Consider the following 24091-nt stretch of genomic DNA (forward strand, 5'->3'; position numbering starts at 1 on the left):
GCTTCTGAGCAAACGCGCTTCGCTCTTGGGCAAGTTTCCTATTCCCGAACGGGATAGGAATAGCGACCAACAATGGAAGAATGGGCCGTTTCGGCGGAAACCCAAAACTCGTATCTTGGAGGAAACCACTATGCGCAAGGTGCTATCCGCAGCCTGTCTTGGCGCTATGGCGACATTCGTTGTCGGCATCGCATACGCCAACGAAGAACTGATCAAGATGTCGCAGAACCCAAAGGACTGGGTGCAGCCGGCCGGCGACTACGCCAATACACGCTTCTCGAAGCTTAACCAGATCAACGCGTCCAACGTCGGCAAGCTCCAGGTCGCCTGGACCTTCTCGACCGGCGTGCTGCGTGGTCATGAGGGCGGGCCGCTCATCATCGGCAACATGATGTACGTCCATACGCCGTTCCCGAACAAGGTCTATGCCCTTGACCTTTCGCAGGAGAACAAGATCGTCTGGAAGTACGAGCCGAAGCAGGATCCGAACGTCATTCCGGTGATGTGCTGCGATACCGTCAATCGCGGCGTGGCCTATGGCGACGGCAAGATCTTCCTGCATCAGGCCGACACCACGCTGGTCGCGCTCGATGCCAAGACCGGCCAGGTTGCGTGGAGCGTCAAGAATGGAGATCCGGGCAAGGGCGCCACGGGCACCTCCGCGCCGCTCGTCGTCAAGGACAAGGTCCTGGTCGGCATTTCCGGCGGCGAGTTTGGCGTGCAATGTCACGTCACCGCTTACGATCTCAAGTCCGGCAAGCAAGTGTGGCGGGCGTTCTCCGAAGGGCCGGACGACCAGATCCTGGTCGACCCCGTGAAGACGACCGAGCTCGGCAAGCCGATCGGCAAGGATTCGAGCATCAAGACCTGGCAAGGCGATCAGTGGAAGATCGGCGGCGGCTGCACATGGGGCTGGTTGTCCTATGACCCCGGTCTGAACATGGTCTATTACGGGTCCGGCAACCCCTCGACCTGGAACCCGAAACAGCGTCCGGGCGACAACAAGTGGTCGATGACCGTCTTTGCGCGCAATCCGGACACCGGTATGGCCAACTGGGTCTATCAGATGACGCCCCATGATGAGTGGGACTACGACGGCGTCAACGAAATGATCCTCAGTGACCAGGAGATCAATGGCCAGGCGCGCAAGCTGTTGACCCATTTCGACCGCAACGGTCTGGCTTACACGATGGACCGTACCAACGGCGAACTCTTGGTGGCCGAGAAGTACGATCCGAAGGTGAACTGGACCACCGGCGTCGACATGAACAAGAGTTCGCCGACCTACGGCCGTCCCAAGGTGGTCGATCAGTATTCGACCGAAAAGGGCGGCGAAGACAAGAACACCAAGGGCATCTGCCCGGCCGCGCTCGGCACCAAGGACGAGCAGCCGGCAGCCTATTCGCCCGATACGCAACTGTTCTACGTGCCGACCAACCACGTCTGCATGGACTACGAGCCGTTCAAGGTGAGCTACACCGCGGGCCAGCCCTATGTCGGCGCGACCCTGTCGATGTATCCGCCTCAGGGCGAGAGCCACATGGGCAACTTCATTGCCTGGGACAACAAGACCGGCAAGATCGTCTGGTCGAACAAGGAGCAGTTCTCGGTGTGGTCGGGAGCGCTCGCGACGGCAGGCGGCGTGGTGTTCTACGGAACGCTCGAAGGCTATCTGAAGGCAGTCGATGCCAAGACGGGCAAGGAGCTCTACAAGTTCAAGACCCCCTCCGGCATCATCGGCAACGTCACGACCTATGAGAACGGCGGCCGGCAGTATGTCGCAGTGCTGTCCGGCGTTGGCGGCTGGGCGGGTATCGGCCTTGCCGCAGGTCTGACCGATCCGACAGCAGGTCTCGGCGCGGTCGGTGGCTATGCCGCGCTGAGCAACTATACCGCGCTCGGCGGCACGCTCACGGTGTTCGCGCTGCCGCAGTGAACTGAACCAGCCTCGTTCCGGCGCGTGGATTGCTCCATGCGCCGGTTCGCCTTTACCGAATCTCGAGGAAAAGCTCTTGCGTACAATCTGGTTTGTGGGTGCCGCGATGATCCTCGTGGTATCAGGAGGAATTACCATCGCTGAAAATGCCGTCGATACGACTGCCGTCAAGTCCGAGGACGGAAAGTACCTCGACAAGGAAGGCAATCCGACCTTCAAGGTCGCGGCCGACGGCACGGTGGATTGGTATACCTACTCCGGGTACCGCCGCTATCACTCGGAATGCCACGTCTGCCATGGCCCCGACGGGATGGGATCGACCTACGCCCCTGCTCTCACGGATTCACTCAAGACCATGAGTTACGGTGACTTCGTCGGCGTAGTTGCGAGCGGTCGCCAGAACGGCAACTCCGTCATGCCTGCGCTCGGCGATAATCCGAACGTCGCCTGCTACATGGACGACTTCTACGTCTATCTGCGTGCCCGCGCCAATAACGCCGTCGGGCGCGTGCGACCTGCCAAGCGTGAAGACAAACCCGATGCCTACACCGAGACAGAAAAGTCCTGCATGGGAAGCAAATGATCATGCCGAACATGCGAGGTGCACATCCTGGTGCGTCCGTGCAGCGATTTGAAAAGCTAAGGTGGAGTTTAAGATGAAGACCCGCGCTGCTGTCGCATTCGAGGCCAAAAAGCCTCTTGAAATCGTTGAGGTCGATCTGGAAGGCCCGAAGGCCGGTGAAGTCCTCGTCGAGATAAAGGCGACCGGCATCTGTCACACCGATGCCTACACGCTCGATGGATTCGACAGCGAAGGAATCTTTCCTTCGATTCTCGGTCATGAAGGCGCAGGCATCGTCCGGGAGGTTGGGCCGGGCGTGACGTCGGTCAAGGCCGGCGATCATGTGATTCCGCTCTACACGCCGGAGTGCCGCCAGTGCAAAAGCTGCCTGAGCGGCAAGACCAATCTTTGTACCGCCATCCGCGCCACCCAGGGCAAGGGGCTGATGCCGGACGGCACCTCGCGCTTCAGCTATCAGGGCAAGCCGATCTACCACTATATGGGCTGCTCGACCTTCTCGAACTTTACCGTGCTGCCGGAGATCGCGGTGGCCAAGATTCGCGAGGACGCGCCCTTCGACAAGAGCTGCTACATCGGTTGCGGGGTGACGACGGGCGTTGGCGCCGTAGTCAATACGGCCAAGGTGACTCCGGGCGCCAACGTCGTCGTGTTCGGTCTCGGCGGCATCGGGCTCAACGTCATCCAGGGCGCGAAGATGGTGGGCGCCGACAAGATCGTCGGCGTTGACATCAACGATTCCAAGGAAGACTGGGGCCGTCGTTTCGGCATGACCCATTTCGTCAACCCGACCAAGGTGAGCGACATCGTCCAGCATCTGGTCGGGCTCACCGATGGCGGTGCCGACTACACCTTCGACTGCACCGGCAATACCACCGTCATGCGGCAGGCTCTTGAAGCGTGCCATCGCGGTTGGGGCGTCTCGGTCGTTATCGGGGTCGCGGAGTCTGGCAGGGAAATCGCCACCCGGCCGTTCCAACTGGTGACCGGCCGCGTCTGGAAGGGCACGGCCTTTGGCGGTGCGCGCGGCCGCACCGATGTGCCGAAAATCGTCGACTGGTACATGAACGGAAAGATCGAGATCGATCCGATGATCACCCACGTCCTCAAGCTGGAGGAGATCAACCACGGATTCGATCTCATGCACCAGGGCAAGTCGATCCGCTCGGTTGTCGTGTTCTGACTGGAGAACTTCAAACACAAGGAGGATAAGCCCATGACTGTTCATATTCACCCAGCGATTGATAGCGGCGTAAAGAAGGGGACCGGCAGCTTCGCCGGTGGCACCCTTGTGTGCAAATGCAAAGACAAGCCGGTCAAGGTCGCTATCACGGGCGATGTCGCCCACAACCACGCTTGTGGCTGCACCAAATGCTGGAAGCCCGAGGGGGCGACCTTCTCCGTCGTCGCCGTCGTGCCGCGCGATAATGTGAAAGTGCTCGAGAATGGCGACAAGCTGCAGATTGTCGACACCTCGGCAGCGATCCAGCGCCATGCCTGCAAGGCCTGCGGCACGCATATGTACGGCCGGATCGAGAACACCGGGCATCCATTCTACGGGCTCGACTTCATCCATCCCGAGCTGTTCCAGGAAGGTGGATGGGCGGCTCCTGGGTTTGCTGCGTTCGTGTCGTCCGTGCTGGAGTCCGGTGTTCAACCGGGCGAGATGGACGGAATCAGGGCGAGGCTGAAAGAACTCGGGCTCGAGCCTTATGATTGCCTGTCGCCGCCTTTGATGGATGCGATCTCGAGCCATGTGGCAAAGTCCAAGGCCAAAGCTGCTTGAACAAGGCAGCTTGAAACGGGTGCTGGCCTGATCCTGCCCGACTTCGAACTCGCGCTGATGGCGATCGCCATCAGCGGCGCCGCACGCCGAGTGCATGAGGTCGTGCAATTCCTTCGTTGATGCCGGTGGGTAAAGCAGCCTGCCGGCTATCGGGGTCGTGCAACCATCCCGAGCCGGCGGCTCGCTGGCGCGACTGGCGCCGCGGATAATTCCAGGACATCGAAGCCCTCCGAGGTCTTTGCTCATCGCCATGCCGTCCATGGCAAGTTGCGGCGCGTGCACAACCGGCTGCATTTGACCGATCGTCTGATTTTGCATGCTGCAGCGCGATGCGCCTTGTCGTGGCAGCCGCGATGCTGAAGGCGGATATCTTTCGAAGGTGTTGACCCATTGAGCGGTTCCCTTCTATGGACGATGCTGCCCTGACCGCACAGACGTGACCTCGCAAGGATTCGCCACGATGCCGATCGCCACAGACGCCGCATTCATTCTACCCGACGATTTCGCCGGCGCCGCGCTGATGGGGCGGATCTGGCGTCCCGACCTCGCCGGCCCGTCGGTGGTCGCGATCCGCCAGGACGGCGTGTTCGACATCACCGAGGATTTCCCCACCGCCAGCCAGCTTGCCGCCGCCGCGGATCCGGCGCAGGCGCTGCGCGCCGCGCGCGGCCAGCGGGTAGGCACGCTGCAGGATCTGTTGAACAACACGCCGCCCGACACCCGCGATCCGACCAGGCCATGGTTGCTGGCTCCGATCGATCTCCAAGTGATCAAGGCTGCCGGCGTGACCTTCGCGGTGTCGATGCTGGAGCGGGTGATCGAGGAGCGGGCGCGCGGCAATCCGGATTCGGCAGAGGCGATCCGGGCCGAGGTGACGCGGATCGTCGGCACCGACCTGTCCCGGCTGAAGCCGGGCTCGGCCGAAGCGCAGCACGTAAAGGACGTGCTGGTTTCCCAGAATGCCTGGAGCCAGTATCTCGAAGTCGGCATCGGACCGGACGCCGAGGTATTTACCAAGGCGCCGGTCCTGTCGGCGGTGGGCACATGCGTGGATGCCGGCCTGCATCCGAAATCGACCTGGAATAATCCGGAGCCCGAGGTAGTGCTGGTGGTGACGAGCGACGGCCGTATCGCCGGCGCCACGCTTGGCAATGACGTCAATCTGCGCGACTTCGAGGGACGCTCGGCGCTGCTCTTGTCCAAGGCCAAGGACAACAACGCGTCCTGCGCCATCGGGCCGTTCGTGCGGTTCTTCGATGAAAGCTTCACGCTCGACGACGTGCGGAAGATGGAGATCTCGCTGGAGGTGAAGGGACCGGAAGGCTTCGTGCTGCACGGCGCATCTTCCCTGACCCAGATCAGCCGCGATCCGGCCGACATCGTGGGGCAGACGATCAACGAGAACCACCAGTATCCAGACGGTTTCGTGCTGTTCCTGGGCACCATGTTCGCGCCGATCCAGGACCGTGCCGTGAAGGGGCAGGGGTTCACCCACGTGGAAGGCGATCTGGTGACGGTCGCAACCCCGAAACTCGGCCGGCTGACCAATCGCATGCGCCACAGCGGCGACTGCGAACCTTGGAAATTCGGCCTGACCGAGCTCTTCGCCGCGTTGATGCGCCGCAAGGGTGTCGGCCGAAGCGGCAATTAGCCTCTAGCCGCGACAACCGGGAGGCATTTGCGCAATGGCGAAAATCAGGATCGGTCTGGCTGGCTGCGGCTTCGTGTCCGAGCTGCATATGCATGCCTACCGGCGCGTCTATGGCGTGGATGTCGAAGTCAGGGCCGTTGCGGCGCGAGGCGATCATGTCGTCGAGTTTGCCCGCCGTCACCAGATCCCGACGGCGTATCGCAGCTTTCGCGACTTGATCGCCGACGCTGATATCGACGTCATCGACATCTGCACGCCGCCCAATTTGCACGCGTCGATGATCGTCGATGCGATGCAAGCCGGTAAGCATGTGATCTGCGAAAAGCCATTCGGAGGCTATTTCGGGCGCGAAGGCGACAAGCTGCCGATCGGCAAGCATGTGCCGAAAGCATTGATGTACGAGCGCGTGCTGGAGGAAATGGAAAATACCCGCGCGGCGATCGACAAGACCGGCAGGCTCTTCATGTATGCGGAGGACTGGATCTACGCGCCGGCAGTGACCAAGACCGTCGAGATCCTCAAGGCCACCAAGGACAAGATCCTGTTCATGAAGGGGGAGGAGAGTCACTCTGGCTCGCATGCCGCGCACGCCGCACAATGGGCGCTGACCGGCGGCGGCTCGCTGATCCGGATGGGATGCCACCCGCTTTCGGCGGTACTCTATCTCAAGCAGGTCGAGGCGAAGGCGCGGGGCGAATCGATCAGCGTGGAAAACGTGACGTGTGATGTCGGCAATGTCACGGCGTGCCTGCGTCCGGACGAACGGGCCGTGCTCAAGGCCAATCCCGTCGATGTCGAGGATTGGGGCATGCTCACAGCCACCTTCTCCGATGGCACCAAGGCCACGGTTTTTTCCGGCGACATGATCCTCGGCGGCGTGCGCAACCTGATCGAAACCTATACCAGCAGCGGCTCGCTATTCGCCAACATCACGCCAAATACGCACATGATGAGCTATCAGACCAGCGAGGAGAAGCTCGCAAGCGTCTACATCACTGAAAAGGTCGATCGGAAGACCGGCTGGCAATATATCTGCCTCGAGGAAGAATGGACGCGCGGCTACGTGCAGGAAATTCAGGACTTCATGGAATGCGTCGCAACCGGCCGGCAGCCGCTCTCGGATCTGGCGCTGGCCTTTGAGACCATCAAGGTCAACTACGCCGGCTATTGGGCTGCCGAAGAAGGCCGCCGCGTCACGCTGTGATCGGCACCGGTGCTCGTGTCACCTCGCCCCGCGTGCGGGGAGAGGTCGGATCGCATCGAAGATGCGATCCGGGTGAGGGGGACTCTCCGTGCACTCACGTCTTTCGAATTTGTTGAGACAGCCCCTCACCCCACCCTCTCCCCGCAAGAGCGGGGCGAGGGAGATCGACAGCAATGGCGGCGCTACGCCGCGTACACCGACGATTTCGGCAGCGGGAACACCGGATCACGCGTCCGAATATTGGTCGGCCAGACCACCGAGATGTGTTCGCCGGCGTTTTGCATCACCACCGGCGTCGATCGCTCGTTCTGGCCGGCGAGCGGCGTGCCGGGCGGGTAGAACTTCACGCCATAGCCCTGGATGGTACCGCCCGGCGGGATGTCCACGTCGAGCGCCGCCTTGCGAACCGCTTCGGGATCGAAACCGCCGTATTTCTCTTTCGCCACCGGCAGCACATTGTTGAGCAGGATCCAGGTCTGGTTGAAGCCCATCGAGCAGTGCGGCGGCACATCGGTCGCGCCGGTTTTCTCCTTGTAGCGCGCGATCATGATTTTGGTGAGATCGCCGATCCCGGGCGCGAGTTTCGAAGGATCGAGCAACTGCGCCGGCACCGGATCGATATTGCAGAAATTGTCGATATCAGCGCCGAATGTCGCGCGCAACTTGTCGAGCTGACTGTAGCCCGCGCCGGCGCCGAACAGCATCTTGAACTTGAGGCCGTTCTCGCGCGCCTGGCGCAGGAACAGGGTGATATCAGGGTTGTAGCCCGCGTGCGAAATCACGTCGGCCCTGGCGCGCTTGATCTTGGTTACCAGCACCGAGAGGTCGGGGGCGGAGGCGGAATAACCTTCCTTGAGCACGACCTGCAGGCCGGCCTGCTTCGCATAGGCCTCGTCGGCGACGGCAACGCCGACGCCATAGGGGCCGTCCTCGTGAATCAGCGCGACCTTGACGTCCTTGGGCTCCATGCCGAGCTTGGTCTTGGCGTGCTCGGTGATGAAGCTCGCAAAGGCCTGGCCGTACTGGTCGGAATGGATTTGCGCGCGGAAGACGTATTGCAGGTTCTTGTCCTTGAACACGGCGGTCGAAACCGCGGTCGTGATCCAGAGGATCTTTTTCTGCTGTTCAACCTTGGCGGCGAGCGGGACGGCGTGCGAGCTCGCATAAACGCCGTTGATGATGTCGATCTTCTCCTGGTCGATCAGGCGATTGGCCTCATTGATGGCAACGTCGGGCTTGCTCTGGGAATCGGCGGCGACAGGGGAAACCTTGTACTTGCCGCCGATGCCGCCCTTCTCGTTGACGAGATCGATGGCAATCTGCGCGCCGATCGAGGAGGCGACCGACCCGCCAGCAGCAAAGGGCCCGGTCAGGTCGTAGATCAGGCCGATGCGCACCGTCTCGGCTTGTGCTTGCGCGCGTGTCCAATCGAGGCTGAATGCGGCGGCGGCAGCCGCAGAAGTCTTCAGCAGCGTTCTGCGTGAAGTCGGCATCGTGTCCTCCCACTGGTTATTATTATCGCCGGGACCGGTTCTTCCAGTTCTCGGTCAAGTATTTGGAGAATGCGGCGAGAAGTCAACCTGCGCTCGCGCTCCACGGGTCGCTCATGGCTGCGGAAACGTGTTGTCACGCAGGTGAAGGGGCGGCAGGTTCACCAACTAAAGTCTGATAGCGGAAGGGAGGATGCGAACGTCGTTTCGCATATCGCGCTATCGGCGTCTGCTGCGCGCCGACGTGCGGGTGATCCTTATCCTGCCATGGGTTCGCGGGAGGAATTGCGCACCGCGGGCGCTGAGGAACTCCAGCATGGCGCGTGCCGGCGGCAGCAAAATCTTGTCCTTTCGGGAAAGGACGAACCATTGCCTGATAACGGGAAGGCCAGCCACGTCGAGTGTTACCAGCCGGCGCTCATCGAGTTCGGTAGCGACCGTGTGTGCCGAAATAAATGCAATTCCGAGACCCGCGATCACAGCCTGCTTGATCGTCTCGTTGCTGCTCATCGCCATGCCGATTTTCGGCCGAATTCGCGCCGTTTCGAACAATTGCTCCATCAGGCCGCGCGTGCCCGAACCGGGTTCGCGGGTCAGGAATGTTTCGTCGGCAAGGTCGCTCAGCGCGATGCGGGATTTTCGCACCAGGCGATGGCTCGTCGGCGCGATAATGACATGGGGATGATCGCCGATCGGATGAACGTCCATGTCGATGTCGGCCGGTGGGCGGCCCATGATTGCGAAATCGAGATCGTAGCCGCGTAGCGCCGTGCCGATCTCCTGCCGGTTTCCGATCGAGAGCGTGACATCGATGTTCGGATGCCGTTTGGAAAATCCGGAGATCATGAACGGCACGAAATATTTCGCGGTGCTGACGGCGCCGATCGAGATACGGCCCGCGGTCTTTCCCGCCATCATCTCGAGCGAGGTCTCACAGTCCGCAATCGCCGCCTCGATGCGCTCGGAGAGTGAGAGCACCTCGCGCCCGGCATCGGTCAACAGCATCCCGTCACTGGTGCGCTGAATCAGCGGCAAGCCTGCAAGCGTCTGCAGATTGCGGATCTGCAGCGTGACCGCCGGCTGCGTGAGATGCAGGTGTTTGGCGGCGGCGGTAACCGACCGGTCCCTGTGAACGGCCGCGAGCGCGCGCAGCTGGCGAATGGTCAATTCCCGCGGAAATTTGCCTGCCATGGGCTCACCCAATATAAGAAAAACTTTGCCAAAGCCAAAGATAAGAAAATTTCACTAATTTTGCAAACTGGGTTGTTGTTAGGCGCGGAGTGCCGAACGGCATGATGCGTTGGAGTGGCTCCGCAGAGGGCGCCAATCGGGGAACGGCCATGGACGCACGCATAACCTTATGCTCGCATCTCGATCATACAGGGTCGGAGACGCCGACCGGCCCGGCCGTGGCCGCTGTGATCGAGGCGATCGCCACTGCTGCGATCGGCCTTTCCGATCTCATCGCCGACGGACCGTTGGCGGGCATTACCGGACGAACCCGTGGCGTCAATTCCGATGGCGACCATCAGAAGGATATCGACCTCGCCGCCGACGCGATGATGCGCGCGGCGTTACGCACCACGCCGGTCGCCGCCGTCCTGTCCGAGGAACTAGATCTGCCTCAAGTGCTCAATGCCGAGGCGTCTCTCTGCGTCGCGATCGATCCGCTCGACGGATCGGCCAACCTCGAAAACAACATTTCGGTCGGAACCATCTTTTCGATTCGTTCGCGCGGCAACGACATCATCTCCACCTTCTTCGAACCGGGCACGGCGCAATGTGCTGCAGGTTTCGTGGTCTACGGCCCTCAAACGACGCTGGTTCTGGCGTTCGACGAGCGCGTCGATATCTTCATTCTGGACAGGCGTGCCCGGGAATTCCTGCTGATCGCGCGTCGCGTGAGGATTGCGTCCGACACGCCTGAATTCGCCATCAACGCGTCGAACCGGCGGCACTGGCACGGGCCGGTGCGGACTTATATCGACGAATGCCTCGCCGGCACCAGCGGCAACGGTTCGGCCGATTTCAACATGCGCTGGATCGGGTCGCTGGTCGCAGAGTCGCTTCGTATCCTCGTCCGCGGCGGCGTGTTCCTGTATCCGGCGGATGCGCGTCCGGGATATCGCGACGGACGTCTTCGCCTGCTTTACGAGGCGCATCCGATGGCGCTCGTGATGGAGTGGGCGGGCGGGGCCGCGTCCACCGGCCGCCGGCGCATTCTCGAGCTCTCGGCGAAAACGCCACACCAGCGGGTGCCGTTGATCATGGGTTCGATGCGCGGCGTTCGCGACGTTGCCGCCATTCACGAAGCTATCGAACCGATGTTCGACAATAGCGACGCGCCGCTATTCGCGCGGCGCGGCCTGTTTCGCTGATCGGAAACCAGATGTCGCGCAGCTATCCCATCATATCGATTACCGGATCGTCCGGCGCCGGCACGACCTCGGTGAAGAAGACGTTTGAAAACATCTTCCGCCGCGAAAAGGTCGCAGCCGCCTATGTCGAGGGTGATGCCTTCCACCGCTACAACCGCTTTGAGATGCGTGCAAAAATGGCTGAGGAGGCCGAGCACGGCAACAAGCATTTCAGCCATTTCAGCCCGGAAACAAACCTGTTCGAGGAACTGGAGAAACTGTTCCGCGACTACGGCGAGTCCGGGACCGGGACCACCAGGCATTACGTGCACGATCATGAAGAGGCCAAGCTCTATGGCGCAGATCCCGGCACATTCACGGAATGGAAGCCGTTGCCCGAAAAGTCGGATCTGTTGTTCTATGAAGGTCTGCATGGCGCCGTTGTGACCGACAAGGTCAATATCGCGCAGCATGCCGATCTCAAGATCGGCGTCGTTCCCGTGATCAATCTGGAGTGGATCCAGAAGCTGCATCGCGACCGCAGCGACCGCGGCTACACCGCGGAGGCGGTGACCGACACCATCCTGCGGCGGATGCCGGATTACGTAAACTACATCTGCCCGCAATTCACCGAAACCGACATCAACTTCCAGCGTGTGCCGACGGTCGACACGTCGAACCCGTTCATTGCGCGCTGGATACCGACGCCGGACGAATCGATGGTGGTGATCCGGCTCAAGAATCCGCGCGGCATCGACTTTCCCTATCTGCTGTCGATGATTCCGAACAGCTTCATGTCGCGGGCCAACTCGATCGTGATCCACGGCTCGAAGCTCGATCTCGCGATGCAGCTCATCCTCACCCCGCTGATCCTGCAACTGATGGAACGCAAGAGGCGCATGCTATGACTGATCTCGCTCTGTCCCGTATCGCCACCCAGCCGGTCGTCTCGCATGCTGAAATGGCGAACGCGATCCGCTTTCTGGCCATCGACGCCGTCGAAAACGCGAAGTCGGGCCATCCCGGCATGCCAATGGGTATGGCCGATGTGGCTACGGTGCTGTTCTCGCGCTTCCTCAAATTCGATGCCTCCGATCCGGCGTGGCCTGATCGCGACCGGTTCGTGCTGTCGGCCGGTCACGGCTCGATGCTGCTGTATGCGTTGCTGCATCTGACTGGCTACCAGGGCGTGACGCCGGACGAACTGAAGGCGTTCAGGCAGTGGGGATCGAAGACCCCTGGCCATCCGGAGTACGGGCATACGCCCGGCGTGGAGACGACCACGGGGCCGCTGGGGCAGGGGATCGCTACCGCGGTCGGGATGGCGCTGGCAGAGCGCCTGATGAATGCGCGCTTCGGCGACGATCTTGTCGATCACTACACCTATGTGATCGCCGGCGACGGCTGCCTGATGGAGGGCATCAGCCAGGAAGCGATTTCGCTGGCGGGACACCTGAAGCTCGGCCGGTTGATCGTGCTGTATGACGACAACGAAATCTCGATCGACGGATCGACATCACTGTCATGCTCGGATGACCAGCTCGCGCGCTTCAAGGCGTCGGGCTGGTCGGCGACCCGGATCGACGGCCACGACCCCGAGGCGATTGCCGCGGCGATCCGGCACGCCCGGCATGACCGCCGGCCATCCCTGATTGCCTGCCGCACGGTGATCGGTTTCGGCGCACCCAACCGTCAGGGGACGGAAAAGGCGCATGGCGCGCCGCTCGGTACGGAGGAAGTCGAGAAGACGCGCCGCGCGTTGGATTGGCCGCACGCGCCATTTCAGGTCCCGGGGGCCATAACCGATGCCTGGCGCGAAATAGGTGCACAAGGTCATGCGGCACGGCGGGCGTGGATCGAGCGAAGCAGGCGCCTCAGTTCGACGGGACGGTCGCCATTTCATGACGCGCTGAATCGAAAGCTGCCCTGTGGATACGCTGACGCGATGGCGCAGATACGCACTCGGTTCGGTAACGAACGGCCGAAAATCGCGACCCGGCAAGCGTCGCAACTGGTGATCGACGTCATCGCGGAAGCGCTGCCCAATCTGCTGGGCGGTTCGGCCGACTTGACCCATTCGAATCTGACGCGCGCGAAGACGCAGCAGCCGGTGCGGTACGATTCCCTCGATGGCAGCTATATCCATTACGGCGTCCGCGAGCATGCCATGGCGGCGGCGATGAACGGTATCGCATTGCATGGCGGCTTCATCCCGTATGGCGGCACGTTTCTCAGCTTTGCCGATTACAGCCGTCCTGCGATCAGGCTGGCCGCGTTGATGGGGATCCGCGTCATCCATGTGATGACGCATGACTCGATCGGGCTGGGCGAGGACGGCCCGACGCATCAGCCGGTCGAGCATCTGGCCTCGCTGCGGGCGATACCGAACCTGCTGGTATTCCGCCCGGGCGACGCGGTCGAGACGGCGGAGGCGTGGGACTGCGCGTTGCGGGCAGATACCAATCCGTCGGTGCTATGCCTGTCGCGGCAGGCGCTCCCGACGTTCCGTGACGGTGAGGGCGAGACCAATCTGGTCGCGGTCGGCGCCTACGTCGTCGTTGAACCGGAGGCCGGCCGCGACGTCACCCTGATCGCAACGGGCTCCGAACTGTCGATCGCGCTCGAGGCGGCAAGGGTGCTCGAGAAGGACAATATCCGCGCCGCGGTCGTCTCGGCGCCGTGCTTCGAGCTGTTTCGCCGGCAATCCCGCGAATACCGCACCGCCGTTCTGGGACGCGTTCCGAGGGTCGGCGTCGAAGCTGCGATCGAGGGCGACTGGGCGCGCTGGCTTGGCGATGGCGGCGAATTCGTCGGCATGACGGGCTTCGGTGCCTCGGCGCCGGCGGAAACGCTCTACCGCGAATTCGGCATCACCGCCGATGAGGTCGCAAAGGCCGCGCTGCGCGGCATCGCGCGCTCGCGGATGGCGGTGACCTACGCATGACACCACTACGCCGATCAATGACACGGAGGCTCGGATGGCGCGAATTACCCTGAGGCAATTGCTGGATCATGCCGCCGAGCACGCTTACGGCGTGCCGGCATTCAACATCAACAATATGGAGCAGGGGCTCGCGATCATGGATGCGGCGGCGGCTGTCGATGCGCCCGTGATCATCCAGGCCTCGCGCGGCGCGCGCTCCTATGCCAACGACATCATGTTGTCGAAGATGATCGACGCGCTGGAGGAGATGCATCCGCAGATTCCGCTCTGCCTGCATCAGGACCACGGCAACGAGGAATCGACCTGCGCTACCGCTCTTCAACACGGCTTCACCTCCGTGATGATGGACGGCTCGCTGAAGGCCGATGCCAAGAGCCCGGCGAGCTACGAATACAACGTCGACATCACCCGCCGCGTGGTCGACATGGCGCACTGGATCGGCGCCTCGGTGGAAGGTGAACTGGGCGTGCTCGGTTCGCTGGAGCACGGCGGCGGCGAGCAGGAGGACGGCCATGGCGTCGAAGGCGAGGTCAGCCACGATCAATTGCTGACCGATCCCGACCAGGCGGTCGATTTCGTTCGCGCTACCAAGGTCGATGCGCTGGCGATTGCGATGGGTACCTCGCACGGCGCGTATAAATTCTCGCGCAAGCCGGACGGCGACATCCTTGCGATGCGGGTGGTGGAGGAAATCCATCGCCGGCTGCCCAATACGCATCTGGTGATGCACGGCTCGTCGTCGGTGCCGCAGCCGCTGCAGGACGCCTTCAACGCGTTCGGCGGCGAGATGCCGCAGACCTGGGGGGTGCCGGTCGAGGAAATCGTCCGTGGCATCAAGCATGGCGTCCGCAAGGTCAATATCGACACCGACTGCCGGTTGGCGATGACCGCGGCGTTCCGCAAGGTGGCGACGCAGAACAGAAGCGAATTCGATCCGCGCAAATTCCTGAAACCGGCGATGGATGGCTTGCGCGACCTCTGCCGCGAGCGCTTCGAGCAGTTCGGCACCGCAGGCCACGCCTCAAAGATCAAGGTCATTCCGTTGGCCGAGATGGCAAAGCGCTACCGCTCGGGCGCGCTGGACCCACGCATGGGAGGAATGGCCGATGCCGCTGAATGAGCTGATGACCACCTCGATCCCGACCAGTCGCCGCACATCACACGAGGAGACCAACATGAACATGCACTCGATGACCGTTCGCGGCAAGGATCGCTACAAGTCCGGCGTCCTCGAATACAAGAAGATGGGCTATTGGGAGCCCGACTACGTGCCAAAGGACACCGACATCATCGCGCTGTTCCGGGTGACGCCGCAGGACGGCGTCGATCCGGTCGAGGCCTCCGCGGCGGTGGCCGGTGAATCCTCGACCGCGACGTGGACGGTGGTCTGGACCGACCGGCTGACGGCTGCGGAAAAATACCGGGCGAAGTGCTTCCGCGTCGATCCCGTGCCGAACTCGCCGGGGCAGTACTTTGCCTACATCGCCTACGACCTCGACCTGTTCGAGCCCGGCTCGATCGCCAATTTGTCGGCTTCGATCATCGGCAACGTGTTCGGCTTCAAGCCGCTGAAGGCGTTGCGGCTCGAGGACATGCGGTTGCCGGTGGCCTATGTGAAGACATTCCAGGGCCCGGCGACCGGCATCGTGGTCGAACGCGAGCGGATGGACAAGTTCGGCCGGCCGCTGCTCGGCGCCACCGTGAAGCCAAAGCTCGGCCTGTCCGGCCGCAACTACGGACGCGTGGTCTATGAGGCGCTGAAAGGCGGGCTCGACTTCACCAAGGATGACGAGAACATCAATTCACAGCCCTTCATGCATTGGCGCGAACGCTTCCTCTATTGCATGGAGGCCGTCAACAAGGCGCAGGCTGCGTCCGGCGAGATCAAGGGCACTTACCTCAACGTCACGGCCGGCACCATGGAGGATATGTACGAGCGCGCCGAATTCGCCAAGGAGCTCGGTTCGGTCGTCATCATGATCGATCTGGTGATCGGCTACACCGCGATCCAGTCGATGGCCAAATGGGCGCGGCGTAACGATATGATCCTGCATCTGCATCGGGCAGGGCACTCGACCTATACAAGGCAGCGCAGCCACGGCGTCTCGTTCCGCGTCATCGCAAAGTGGATGCGGCTCGCCGGTGTCGATCACATTCATGCCGGCACCGTGGTCGGCAAGCTCGAGGGCGATCCCGCGACCACGCGCGGCTATTACGATATCTGCCGAGAGGATTACAATCCGGCGCGGCTGGAGCACGGGGTGTTCTTTGATCAGCATTGGGCGAGCCTTAACAAGCTGATGCCGGTGGCGTCCGGCGGCATTCACGCCGGCCAGATGCACCAACTGCTCGATCATCTCGGCGAAGACGTGATCCTGCAGTTCGGCGGCGGAACGATCGGCCATCCCATGGGCATCCAAGCTGGCGCCACCGCCAACCGGGTGGCGCTGGAAGCGATGATCCTCGCCCGTAACGAAGGCCGCGACTACCTGCACGAGGGCCCCGAGATTCTGGCCAGGGCGGCGGAGACCTGCACGCCGTTGAAGGCGGCGCTCGAAGTCTGGAAGGACGTCACCTTCAACTATGAATCGACCGACATGCCGGACTACGTCCCCACGCCCTCTGTCGCGATGTAAGGAGAGCAAATCATGCGCATTACCCAAGGCTGCTTCTCGTTCCTGCCCGATCTCACCGACGAGCAGATTTCCCGTCAGGTCCAGTACTGCCTGGAGCAGGGCTGGGCGGTGAACATCGAATTCACCGACGATCCGCATCCTCGAAACAATTTCTGGGAGATGTGGGGCCTGCCGATGTTCGATCTCCGCGACGCGGCCGGCGTCATGATGGAGTTGAATGAATGCCGCAAGGTGTATGGCGACCGGTACATCCGCCTGTCGGCGTTCGATTCCAGTCACGGCTGGGAATCGGTGCGGCTGTCCTTCATCGTCAACCGCCCGAAGGAGGAGCCCGGCTTCCGCCTCGAACGGCATGAAATGGCCGGCCGCAACATTCGCTACACCACCACTTCCTACGCCGCCGATCGTCCGGAGGGTCGGCGCTACGGTTAGGCACGTGTTCGGTCCGGCAGACGAGTTCTCCCTGAACGTGCCTGCGTCTGCCGGATGCACTGCTCCGTCGCTGCGGAAGCGGCGACGGAGTCTTTTCCGAAACGACGCGTGCAGCGCATTGAGGTTAGCAGATGGACGTGGATACCACCCCAATGACTGATGCGGTTAACTTGCGCGATGAACTCGAAGCCGTCGGCATCGAGGAGATCCTCTCGCAGCTCGACCGCGAACTGATCGGCTTGAAGCCGGTAAAGACGCGTATCCGCGAAATTGCGTCGCTGCTTCTGATCGAACGCATCCGCAAGCGGATGGGTCTGACGTCGGATGCGCCGACGCTGCATATGTCATTTACGGGAAACCCCGGCACCGGAAAGACCACGGTGGCGCTGCGGATCGCCAGCATCCTGCACAGGCTCGGTTTCGTGCGCCGCGGCCAGGTGGTATCGGTGACGCGCGACGAACTGGTTGGGCAATATATCGGCCACACCGCGCCGAAGACCAAGGAGATCCTGAAGAAGGCGATGGGCGGCGTGCTGTTCATTGACGAGGCTTACTATCTGCACCGGCCCGACAACGAACGCGACTACGGCCAGGAGGCGATCGAGATCCTGCTGCAGGTGATGGAAACGCAGCGCGAGGATCTGGTCGTGATCCTCGCCGGCTACGGCGACCGCATGGACAAGTTTTTTACCAGCAATCCCGGCTTCCGTTCGCGGATCGCGCACCACATCGACTTTCCGGATTATGCCGACGATGAGTTGCTCGCCATCGCAGAGCTGATGCTGCGCGACATGAACTATCGCTTCACCCCGGATGCACGCGCGGAGTTCGTTCGCTACATCGCATTGCGCAAGAACCAGCCGATGTTCTCCAACGCGCGCTCGATCCGCAACGCGTTGGATCGTCTGCGGCTGCGCCAGGCCAACCGCCTCGTCGCCGATCTCGATCATGTCCTGACAGTGGACGATATCAGGTCGATTGAGGCCTCCGACGTGCTTGCGAGCCGCGTGTTTGGGGAGGGCGGAAAGTCCGCCGAAGCTGGTTAGCGCCTACCTTCTCTGGGGCCGGGATAGACGGGCCACGATCGGCGGAGCTAGCGCTGTAGCGCAGTTTCAGGGATCGCCCTGCGAACCACTTCGCGCATCGCAAAGCTCGAATGGATGCGCGCGACGCCGGGCATCCGCGACAGATGCTGCTTGTGAATCCGCTCGAAGTCCGCGATATCGCGCGCGATCACCTGCAGATGATAGTCATCGCTGCCCGACATCAGGTGGCAGGACACCACGTCGGGGCAACGGGCGATCGCTGCTTCGAACGCGGCGAGATATTCCTCGCTCTGTTTTTCCAGCGTGATGGTGACGACAACCGTCGTGACGAGCCCGAGCGCAGTCGGTTCGAGGTCGGCCCGATAGCCGCGAATGATGCCGGTTTCCTCGAGCTGACGAATGCGACGCGCGCAGGCGGTCGGCGACAGCCCGACTTTTTCGGCGAGCTCGATCTGGCTCGCCCTTGCATCGGAGAGCAACTCCGTCAGAATCCGAAGGTCAATGCGATCGAGCTCGATCACGCCGCTATTCCCTAATACTTAATATCCAGACGCAGAATATCTGCGCAAATTGCCCCCGGCAAGCCGCAATTCGCAGAGAACCGTTGCTCGTTCAAGAGTAGTTTGTTGACATCGGACAGCAGTCTCCAATGCAGGAGCAAGGCCATGCGCATCGGTGTTCCCAGGGAAATCAAGGTCGAGGAATATCGCGTTGGTCTGACGCCGGCGTCGGTGCGGGAATATCTGGCGCATGGACACGACGTGATCGTCGAACAAGGCGCCGGGCTCGGCATTGGCGCCAGCGATGATATCTACCGTTCGGCCGGCGCAGCGGTCGTGGACACGGCAGCCGAGATCTTCGCGACCGCCGACATGGTGGTCAAGGTCAAGGAACCGCAGCCGACGGAATGGCGCCAGCTTCGCGAGAACCAGATCCTCTTCACCTATCTGCACCTTGCGCCGGACACCGCGCAGACCAAGGGGCTTCTCGCATCCGGCTGCACCGCGATCGCCTACGAGACAGTGACGGATGCCCATGGCGGGCTCCCGCTGCTGGCACCTATGAGCGAGGTGGCGGGACGGCTGGCGATCGAGGCGGCGGGCGCCGCCTTGCGAAAATCGGCTGATGGCATGGGCAAGCTGATCGGCGGTGTGCCCGGTGTCGCTCCGAGCAGGATCGCCGTGATCGGCGGCGGCGTGGTCGGCACGCATGCCGCCAGGATGGCGGCAGGTCTCGGCGCTGATATCGTCATCCTTGACCGCTCGCTGCCGCGGCTTCGTGTCCTCGATGAGATGTTCCTCGGGCGCGCTCGCACGCGCTACGCGACGCTGGAAGCGATCGAGGAGGAGATTATCGGCGCCGACGTCGTCATTGGCGCGGTGCTGGTGCCGGGCGCCAGCGCGCCGAAACTGGTCTCCCGCGCGCATCTGGCCCGGATGAAGCGCCGCGCCGTGCTGGTCGACGTCGCGATCGACCAAGGGGGCTGCTTCGAGACCTCGCGGCCGACGACCCATCAGGCGCCGACCTATCTCGTCGACGAGATCGTGCATTATTGCGTCGCCAACATGCCCGGCGCCGTACCGGTGACGTCGAGCCACGCGCTCAACAATGCCACGCTGCCGTTCGGCCTTGCGTTGGCCGGGAAGGGCATCGGCGCGCTGATCGAGGATCCGCATCTGCGCGCCGGGCTCAATGTGCATCGCGGGCAGATCACCAACCGTGCAGTCGCCGACAGCCAGAATTTACCCGCGGCGGCGCCCGAGAAAATTCTGGCGGCGTGAAGCCCGCCGGCTGATGTCCGTGAAGGTCACGGACGCCCGCTTGCGCAGCCGGTCAATCGGCGGGTGAGCCTGTCCGAGCTTCACTGCATTCCAGAACAGCGGCGCCGGGCGCCCTTGGGCATCCCGCGCAGTTGTCTTTCCGTTCGGCCTAACGTTCCCGTTACGCCTCCAATTGCTTGCCGATCGGCAGGGCGCGGATGCGCTTGCCGGTCGCGGCGAAGATCGCGTTGATCAGCGCCGGCGCAAAGGGCGGCACGCCCGGCTCGCCGACGCCGCTCGGCGGCGTGTCGGGGCCGGCAGGTACGATGTAGACGTTCGTTACGGCCGGGGATTCGTCGATCCGGAGCAATGGGCAATCGTCGAAATTGCCCTGTTGCACCTTGCCGTCCTTGAAGGTAACCGCGCCATGTTTGGCGAGGCTCAGGCCCATGATCGCGGCGCCCTCGATCTGCGACTGGATCCGCTCCGGATTGACGTAGGTTCCGCAATCTATCGCTGTATCAACCCTGGGCACAGTGAGCTTGCCCTTGTCGTCAATGGCCACCTCGACGATGGTCGCGATATAGCTGACGAAGCTGCGATGCACGGCAATGCCGAGCCCGTGTCCCTTGGGGACGGACCGTCCCCAGCCGCCCTTGTCTGCGACCAGCTCGACGACCTTGCGAAGACGCGCGGTATCGATTGGATAGCTGTCATAGGGCTCGCCGTAGTTCCACAGGTCTTTCACCGAATCGAGCTTGACGATCCGGGGCGAGCCGATCAGTTCCAGCAGCATATCCTTTTGGTCGCGTTTGGTGGCATGCGCTATTTCGGCCACCATCGATTGCACTGCAAAGGCGCGCGGGATGTTCGACACCGAGCGGAACCAACCGATGCGGGTATGCGCGGCCGCTTCCGGATTCTCGCACTGGACGTTGGCGATCTCGAAGGGCATGTCGACCAGCCCCATGCCGAGTTCGAACGGCGCCTGATGCACCGCACCGGCAGCAAATGTCGAGGCGATGCTCGGCGCGACGCTGCGATGCCGCCAGGCCGTCACCTTGCCGTTCTTGTCGAGGCCGGCCTCGATGCGTTCCACCGAGACGGTGTGCAGGAAGCCGTTGCGAATGTCGTCGTCCCGCGTCCATTGCACCTTCACGGGGGCGCCGAGTTCCTTTGAAAGCAGGGCCGCTTCGAGGGCGAAGTCGCACTTCGACTTGCGCCCGAAGCCGCCGCCGAGCAGGGTGACGTTGACGGTGACATTCTCCTGCGGAATGCCAAGCGTCTTGGCGACGTCCTCGCGCGTTCCGCCCGCGCTTTGCACCGGTCCCCAGATCTCCGCCTTGTCGCCCTTGACGTCAGCGACCGCAACCGGCGGCTCCATGGCGACATGGGCGAGATGCGGCAGATAATACTCGCCTACGATCACCTTGTCGGCGCCCTTCAAGGCGGCGTCCACGTCACCCTCCTTGCGTACCACCAGGCCGGGCTTCCGCGCGGCTGCCTCCAGTTCGGCCCGGTAGGCGACTGAGTCATATTTGGCGTTAGCGCCGTCATCCCACGTGATCTTCAGCGCGTCGCGGCCCTTAATTGCCGCGCCGGTGTTGCGCGCGATCACCGCGACGCCGCCGAGCGGCTGGAATTTTGAAGGCCACGGCCAGCCCTTGACTTCCATGACCTTCTCGACGCCGGAAACCTTCATCGCCTCCGCCCCGTCAAACGACACGGCCTTGCCGCCGGTCACTGGCGGCCGTGCGATGACGGCATATTTCATGCCGGGTAGCCGCACGTCGGCGCCGTAACGCGCGGTGCCTACCGTGATATCGCGGAGATCGACCATGCTGATCTGGCCTTTGCCCAGATAGCGGAAGTCCTTTGGGTCTTTCAGCCTCAAACCTTCGACACTCGGTACCGACTGCTTGGCGGCATCGGCTGCCAGATCGCCAAAGCCAATGCGGCGTCCGCTCGCACTGTGGACGACCTCGTGATTGACGGCCTTCACCTCGCTCGCCGGCACGCCCCAGCGTTTCGCTGCGGCCTGCTCGAGCATCGTGCGGGCCGACGCGCCGATCTGACGCATCGGCATCAGGTAGTGGCGCGTGCTGCGCGATCCGTCGGTATCCTGGTTGCCGAATTTGACCTCGTCGCCAGGCGCCTGCTGGATCCGAACGCGCGACCAATCGGCCTCCATCTCTTCGGCGACGATCAGGGGCAGGCTGGTGCGGACGCCGGTTCCCATCTCGGCGCGGTGTGCGACGATCGTGACCATGCCATCCGGTGCGATCGCGACGAACACACGCGGGTCCACCACGGTACCGTGCGGCATCTCGCCCGCACCGGTCTTGTACGCGGCAAAGCCGGGGCGTGACATCACGGGTGCGGCCAAAACGAAGCCGGCCAGCCCGAGGCCCTTCAGGATGCTGCGGCGTGAAACGTTGTCGACCTTGACGTATCGCTCAAAGCCGCGGAGCTTCTTGGGATTGGTGATGATGTTCATGGTCAGACCCCCGTCGAAGCAAGATGAACCGCGTTTTCGATGCGCTGATAACAGCCGCAGCGGCAGATATTGCCCGCCATCGAATCGCGTATCTGATCGTGCGTGGGTTTCGGATTTTCCAGCAGCAGCGCGGCGGCCTGCATGATCTGGCCAACCTGGCAAAAACCGCATTGCGGGACATTGAGCTGGCGCCAGGCCTTCTGAACCGCGTGATCACCGGTCGGATGAAGACCTTCGATCGTCGTGACCTCCCGATTGACCACGTCGGAAACCGACGTGATGCAGGCGCGCACCGCCTGCTTGTCGACGATCACGGTGCAGGCGCCGCAAAGCGCCTGGCCGCAGCCATATTTCGTGCCCGTCAGTCCGGCTTCATCGCGGAGGAACCAGAGTAGCGAAAGATCGGGATCGCCATCCCAGTTTTTCTGCTGGCCGTTAATCTTCAAAGTAATCATGATCGATCCCCTTCGTAAGCTGCTGATGGTCGCTCCGACGCGAGCGAAAACATTCTTGCTGACCGCTCAACGCCGCCTCGAAATTCCTTGCTGTCTTGTCTGGCTGGGATTTCTTCGAGCCATCCTCCTGAATCGTTATTATTGGCTGTTGTTCAGTAGGCCGACTGGCGGATCGCCGCCATAGAACCATTCTATATTTGCGTCCGCATGTTTGGCGAAAGCGGGGCATCGGGAAAAGATTGCATTTGGTCAGTAACGCTGACGCAGCGACACTGCAAAACAAATTCTCGTCAAACTTGGACATCGTTGTCATGACCGATGCGGAGATCGTCTCTTCCACGTCGCCCGGCGCTGCAGAGTCTTTCACCATTTGCACGCCACAGGCATCGACGTGCACCGAACGCTCCGCGCGAATCCTGCAATTCTCACTCTTGACCGCACGCGCGATAACGCACCGCACACTGCAGAAGGCTGAGCTGTTCTGCGAAATATGCATGATGCACAAATCGGCAGTTACGATCGCGTGAAATGCAATGGACTCCCGTTATTGCTGGCTTTTCCTGGAATCACTGATGCAACTGCAAGGCGCATTGCGCAAAAGACAAATTTGTTCGTCGCCTTTCTTTTGACCGACTCCCTCCTTCAGTTTGTGTCATGTGCAAATCCGATCAGGCCACAACGTCGATCACAAGCACAGACACGGAGCTCGCAACAGCGATGTGTCAGGATCCGACGCGGCGTGCAATGATCCTGACCGCTCTCGCCACGGGCGCTTGCCTGGCGTCGTCCAGGTCCTCCGTTGCCGAGGAAGATCTGCTCGGTAGCAACGAGCGGCCGCAGAAAGCCGACGTCCTGGTTTTCGCCGAAGGGGACCGTGCGGGCGAGGTGATCAAGCCGCAGGATCTGAAAGCCGGTGGACCGCCGGTGCGGGCCTGGCCAAAGGACCCCAAGACGTCGGTTGTCCGCAAGGGCTCGCGCCTGAACGAGGTGCTCGTCGTCAAACTGGATCCGGCCGAACTGGATGAGGAGACGCGCTCACGCGCGGCCGGCGGCGTCGTGGCCTATTCGGTGATCTGCGTCCACACCGGCTGTCCGATCACCGCATGGGTAAAGGCGGCAAGCGGCGACAAGGACGTGTTCAAATGCGTTTGCCATAATTCGGAATTTGACCCGAGACAAAGCGGGCAAGTGGTGTTTGGGCCGGCGCCCCGGCGTCTGCCGGCGCTTCCGTTGGTGGCAGAAGACGGTCCGCTGACGGTGGCCGCGGCATTCGTTGGAAAGGTAGGTGCGCAGCAGGGCAGATGACGGCGGCCGGCC

21 protein-coding genes are annotated in these 24091 nt (G+C 62.2%); 15 read left to right on the forward strand and 6 right to left on the reverse strand.

Annotation, left to right across the window (positions count from 1 at the left end; translation table 11 throughout):
- Positions 1-130 precede the first annotated feature (130 nt).
- The 6 genes from xoxF5 (at position 131) to V1279_RS10665 (ending at position 7157) form a co-directional block, all read left to right on the forward strand.
- Entirely contained in the window at positions 131-1936 is a 1806-nt protein-coding gene (gene xoxF5, locus V1279_RS10640) for a lanthanide-dependent methanol dehydrogenase XoxF5 (RefSeq protein WP_334435100.1), read from the forward strand.
- Positions 1937-2042: 106 nt separating this feature from the next.
- Positions 2043-2519, forward strand: a complete 477-nt coding sequence (locus V1279_RS10645) for a c-type cytochrome, methanol metabolism-related (protein WP_334446321.1) — start codon at positions 2043-2045, stop codon at positions 2517-2519.
- A gap of 73 nt (positions 2520-2592) precedes the next feature.
- Complete coding sequence (locus V1279_RS10650) at positions 2593-3699, forward strand: S-(hydroxymethyl)glutathione dehydrogenase/class III alcohol dehydrogenase (protein WP_334435103.1); 1107 nt, start codon at positions 2593-2595, stop codon at positions 3697-3699.
- A gap of 33 nt (positions 3700-3732) precedes the next feature.
- The gene (gene gfa, locus V1279_RS10655; RefSeq protein ID WP_334435106.1) at positions 3733-4302 is read left to right on the forward strand and encodes an S-(hydroxymethyl)glutathione synthase; all 570 of its coding nucleotides are present in this window, start codon (positions 3733-3735) and stop codon (positions 4300-4302) included.
- A gap of 460 nt (positions 4303-4762) precedes the next feature.
- Positions 4763-5953, forward strand: coding sequence for a fumarylacetoacetate hydrolase family protein (locus V1279_RS10660; RefSeq protein ID WP_334435109.1), 1191 nt, complete (start codon positions 4763-4765; stop codon positions 5951-5953).
- Between the two features lie 34 nt (positions 5954-5987).
- Positions 5988-7157 carry a Gfo/Idh/MocA family protein gene (locus tag V1279_RS10665; protein WP_334435112.1) on the forward strand — a complete coding sequence of 390 codons (1170 nt, stop codon included), beginning with the start codon at positions 5988-5990 and terminating at the stop codon, positions 7155-7157.
- Between the two features lie 182 nt (positions 7158-7339).
- Here the strand turns inward: V1279_RS10665 and V1279_RS10670 are convergent, their stop codons facing one another.
- Both V1279_RS10670 and V1279_RS10675 read right to left on the reverse strand, forming a co-directional pair.
- The gene (locus tag V1279_RS10670; protein WP_334435115.1) at positions 7340-8650 is read right to left on the reverse strand and encodes an ABC transporter substrate-binding protein; all 1311 of its coding nucleotides are present in this window, start codon (positions 8648-8650) and stop codon (positions 7340-7342) included.
- Positions 8651-8866: 216 nt separating this feature from the next.
- Complete coding sequence (locus V1279_RS10675) at positions 8867-9838, reverse strand: LysR family transcriptional regulator (RefSeq protein ID WP_334435118.1); 972 nt, start codon at positions 9836-9838, stop codon at positions 8867-8869.
- 149 nt (positions 9839-9987) lie between these two features.
- Here V1279_RS10675 and V1279_RS10680 point away from each other — a divergent pair, with 149 nt between their 5' ends.
- From V1279_RS10680 to cbbX, 7 genes are all read left to right on the forward strand, one after another.
- Positions 9988-11025 carry a class 1 fructose-bisphosphatase gene (locus V1279_RS10680; RefSeq protein WP_334435121.1) on the forward strand — a complete coding sequence of 346 codons (1038 nt, stop codon included), beginning with the start codon at positions 9988-9990 and terminating at the stop codon, positions 11023-11025.
- 11 nt (positions 11026-11036) lie between these two features.
- The gene (locus tag V1279_RS10685) at positions 11037-11912 is read left to right on the forward strand and encodes a phosphoribulokinase (protein ID WP_334435123.1); all 876 of its coding nucleotides are present in this window, start codon (positions 11037-11039) and stop codon (positions 11910-11912) included.
- Positions 11909-13948, forward strand: a complete 2040-nt coding sequence (gene tkt, locus V1279_RS10690; RefSeq protein ID WP_334435126.1) for a transketolase — start codon at positions 11909-11911, stop codon at positions 13946-13948. Before V1279_RS10685 ends, tkt begins: the two co-directional genes overlap by 4 nt.
- A gap of 34 nt (positions 13949-13982) precedes the next feature.
- The gene (gene fba, locus V1279_RS10695; protein WP_334435129.1) at positions 13983-15068 is read left to right on the forward strand and encodes a class II fructose-bisphosphate aldolase; all 1086 of its coding nucleotides are present in this window, start codon (positions 13983-13985) and stop codon (positions 15066-15068) included.
- A gap of 55 nt (positions 15069-15123) precedes the next feature.
- Positions 15124-16584: a form I ribulose bisphosphate carboxylase large subunit gene (locus V1279_RS10700; RefSeq protein ID WP_334446322.1), complete on the forward strand. Its 1461-nt coding sequence runs from the start codon at positions 15124-15126 to the stop codon at positions 16582-16584.
- Between the two features lie 12 nt (positions 16585-16596).
- Positions 16597-17016, forward strand: a complete 420-nt coding sequence (locus V1279_RS10705; protein WP_334435132.1) for a ribulose bisphosphate carboxylase small subunit — start codon at positions 16597-16599, stop codon at positions 17014-17016.
- Positions 17017-17168: 152 nt separating this feature from the next.
- Entirely contained in the window at positions 17169-18062 is an 894-nt protein-coding gene (gene cbbX, locus V1279_RS10710; RefSeq protein WP_334435135.1) for a CbbX protein, read from the forward strand.
- Positions 18063-18109: 47 nt separating this feature from the next.
- On the opposite strand, the gene V1279_RS10715 is transcribed toward cbbX, so the two are convergent.
- Entirely contained in the window at positions 18110-18580 is a 471-nt protein-coding gene (locus V1279_RS10715; protein ID WP_057851215.1) for an Lrp/AsnC family transcriptional regulator, read from the reverse strand.
- Between the two features lie 147 nt (positions 18581-18727).
- Here V1279_RS10715 and ald point away from each other — a divergent pair, with 147 nt between their 5' ends.
- Positions 18728-19843 carry an alanine dehydrogenase gene (gene ald / locus V1279_RS10720; RefSeq protein ID WP_334435138.1) on the forward strand — a complete coding sequence of 372 codons (1116 nt, stop codon included), beginning with the start codon at positions 18728-18730 and terminating at the stop codon, positions 19841-19843.
- Positions 19844-20003: 160 nt separating this feature from the next.
- On the opposite strand, the gene V1279_RS10725 is transcribed toward ald, so the two are convergent.
- Genes V1279_RS10725 through V1279_RS10735 form a run of 3 tightly spaced genes read right to left on the reverse strand, consistent with a single transcriptional unit; the run spans position 20004 to position 23171 of the window.
- Positions 20004-22319 carry a xanthine dehydrogenase family protein molybdopterin-binding subunit gene (locus tag V1279_RS10725; RefSeq protein ID WP_334435141.1) on the reverse strand — a complete coding sequence of 772 codons (2316 nt, stop codon included), beginning with the start codon at positions 22317-22319 and terminating at the stop codon, positions 20004-20006.
- A 2-nt stretch (positions 22320-22321) separates the two neighbouring features.
- Positions 22322-22774, reverse strand: coding sequence for a (2Fe-2S)-binding protein (locus tag V1279_RS10730; protein WP_334435144.1), 453 nt, complete (start codon positions 22772-22774; stop codon positions 22322-22324).
- On the reverse strand, positions 22755-23171 hold the full coding sequence (locus V1279_RS10735; RefSeq protein WP_334435146.1) for a hypothetical protein: 417 nt from the start codon (positions 23169-23171) through the stop codon (positions 22755-22757). Before V1279_RS10735 ends, V1279_RS10730 begins: the two co-directional genes overlap by 20 nt.
- A gap of 347 nt (positions 23172-23518) precedes the next feature.
- Between V1279_RS10735 and V1279_RS10740 the strand changes: the two genes are divergently transcribed.
- Positions 23519-24079: a ubiquinol-cytochrome c reductase iron-sulfur subunit gene (locus V1279_RS10740; protein ID WP_442894751.1), complete on the forward strand. Its 561-nt coding sequence runs from the start codon at positions 23519-23521 to the stop codon at positions 24077-24079.
- The last annotated feature ends 12 nt before the right edge of the window (positions 24080-24091 follow it).

It is taken from the genome of Bradyrhizobium sp. AZCC 1610, from assembly GCF_036924515.1.
Lineage (GTDB): Bacteria > Pseudomonadota > Alphaproteobacteria > Rhizobiales > Xanthobacteraceae > Bradyrhizobium.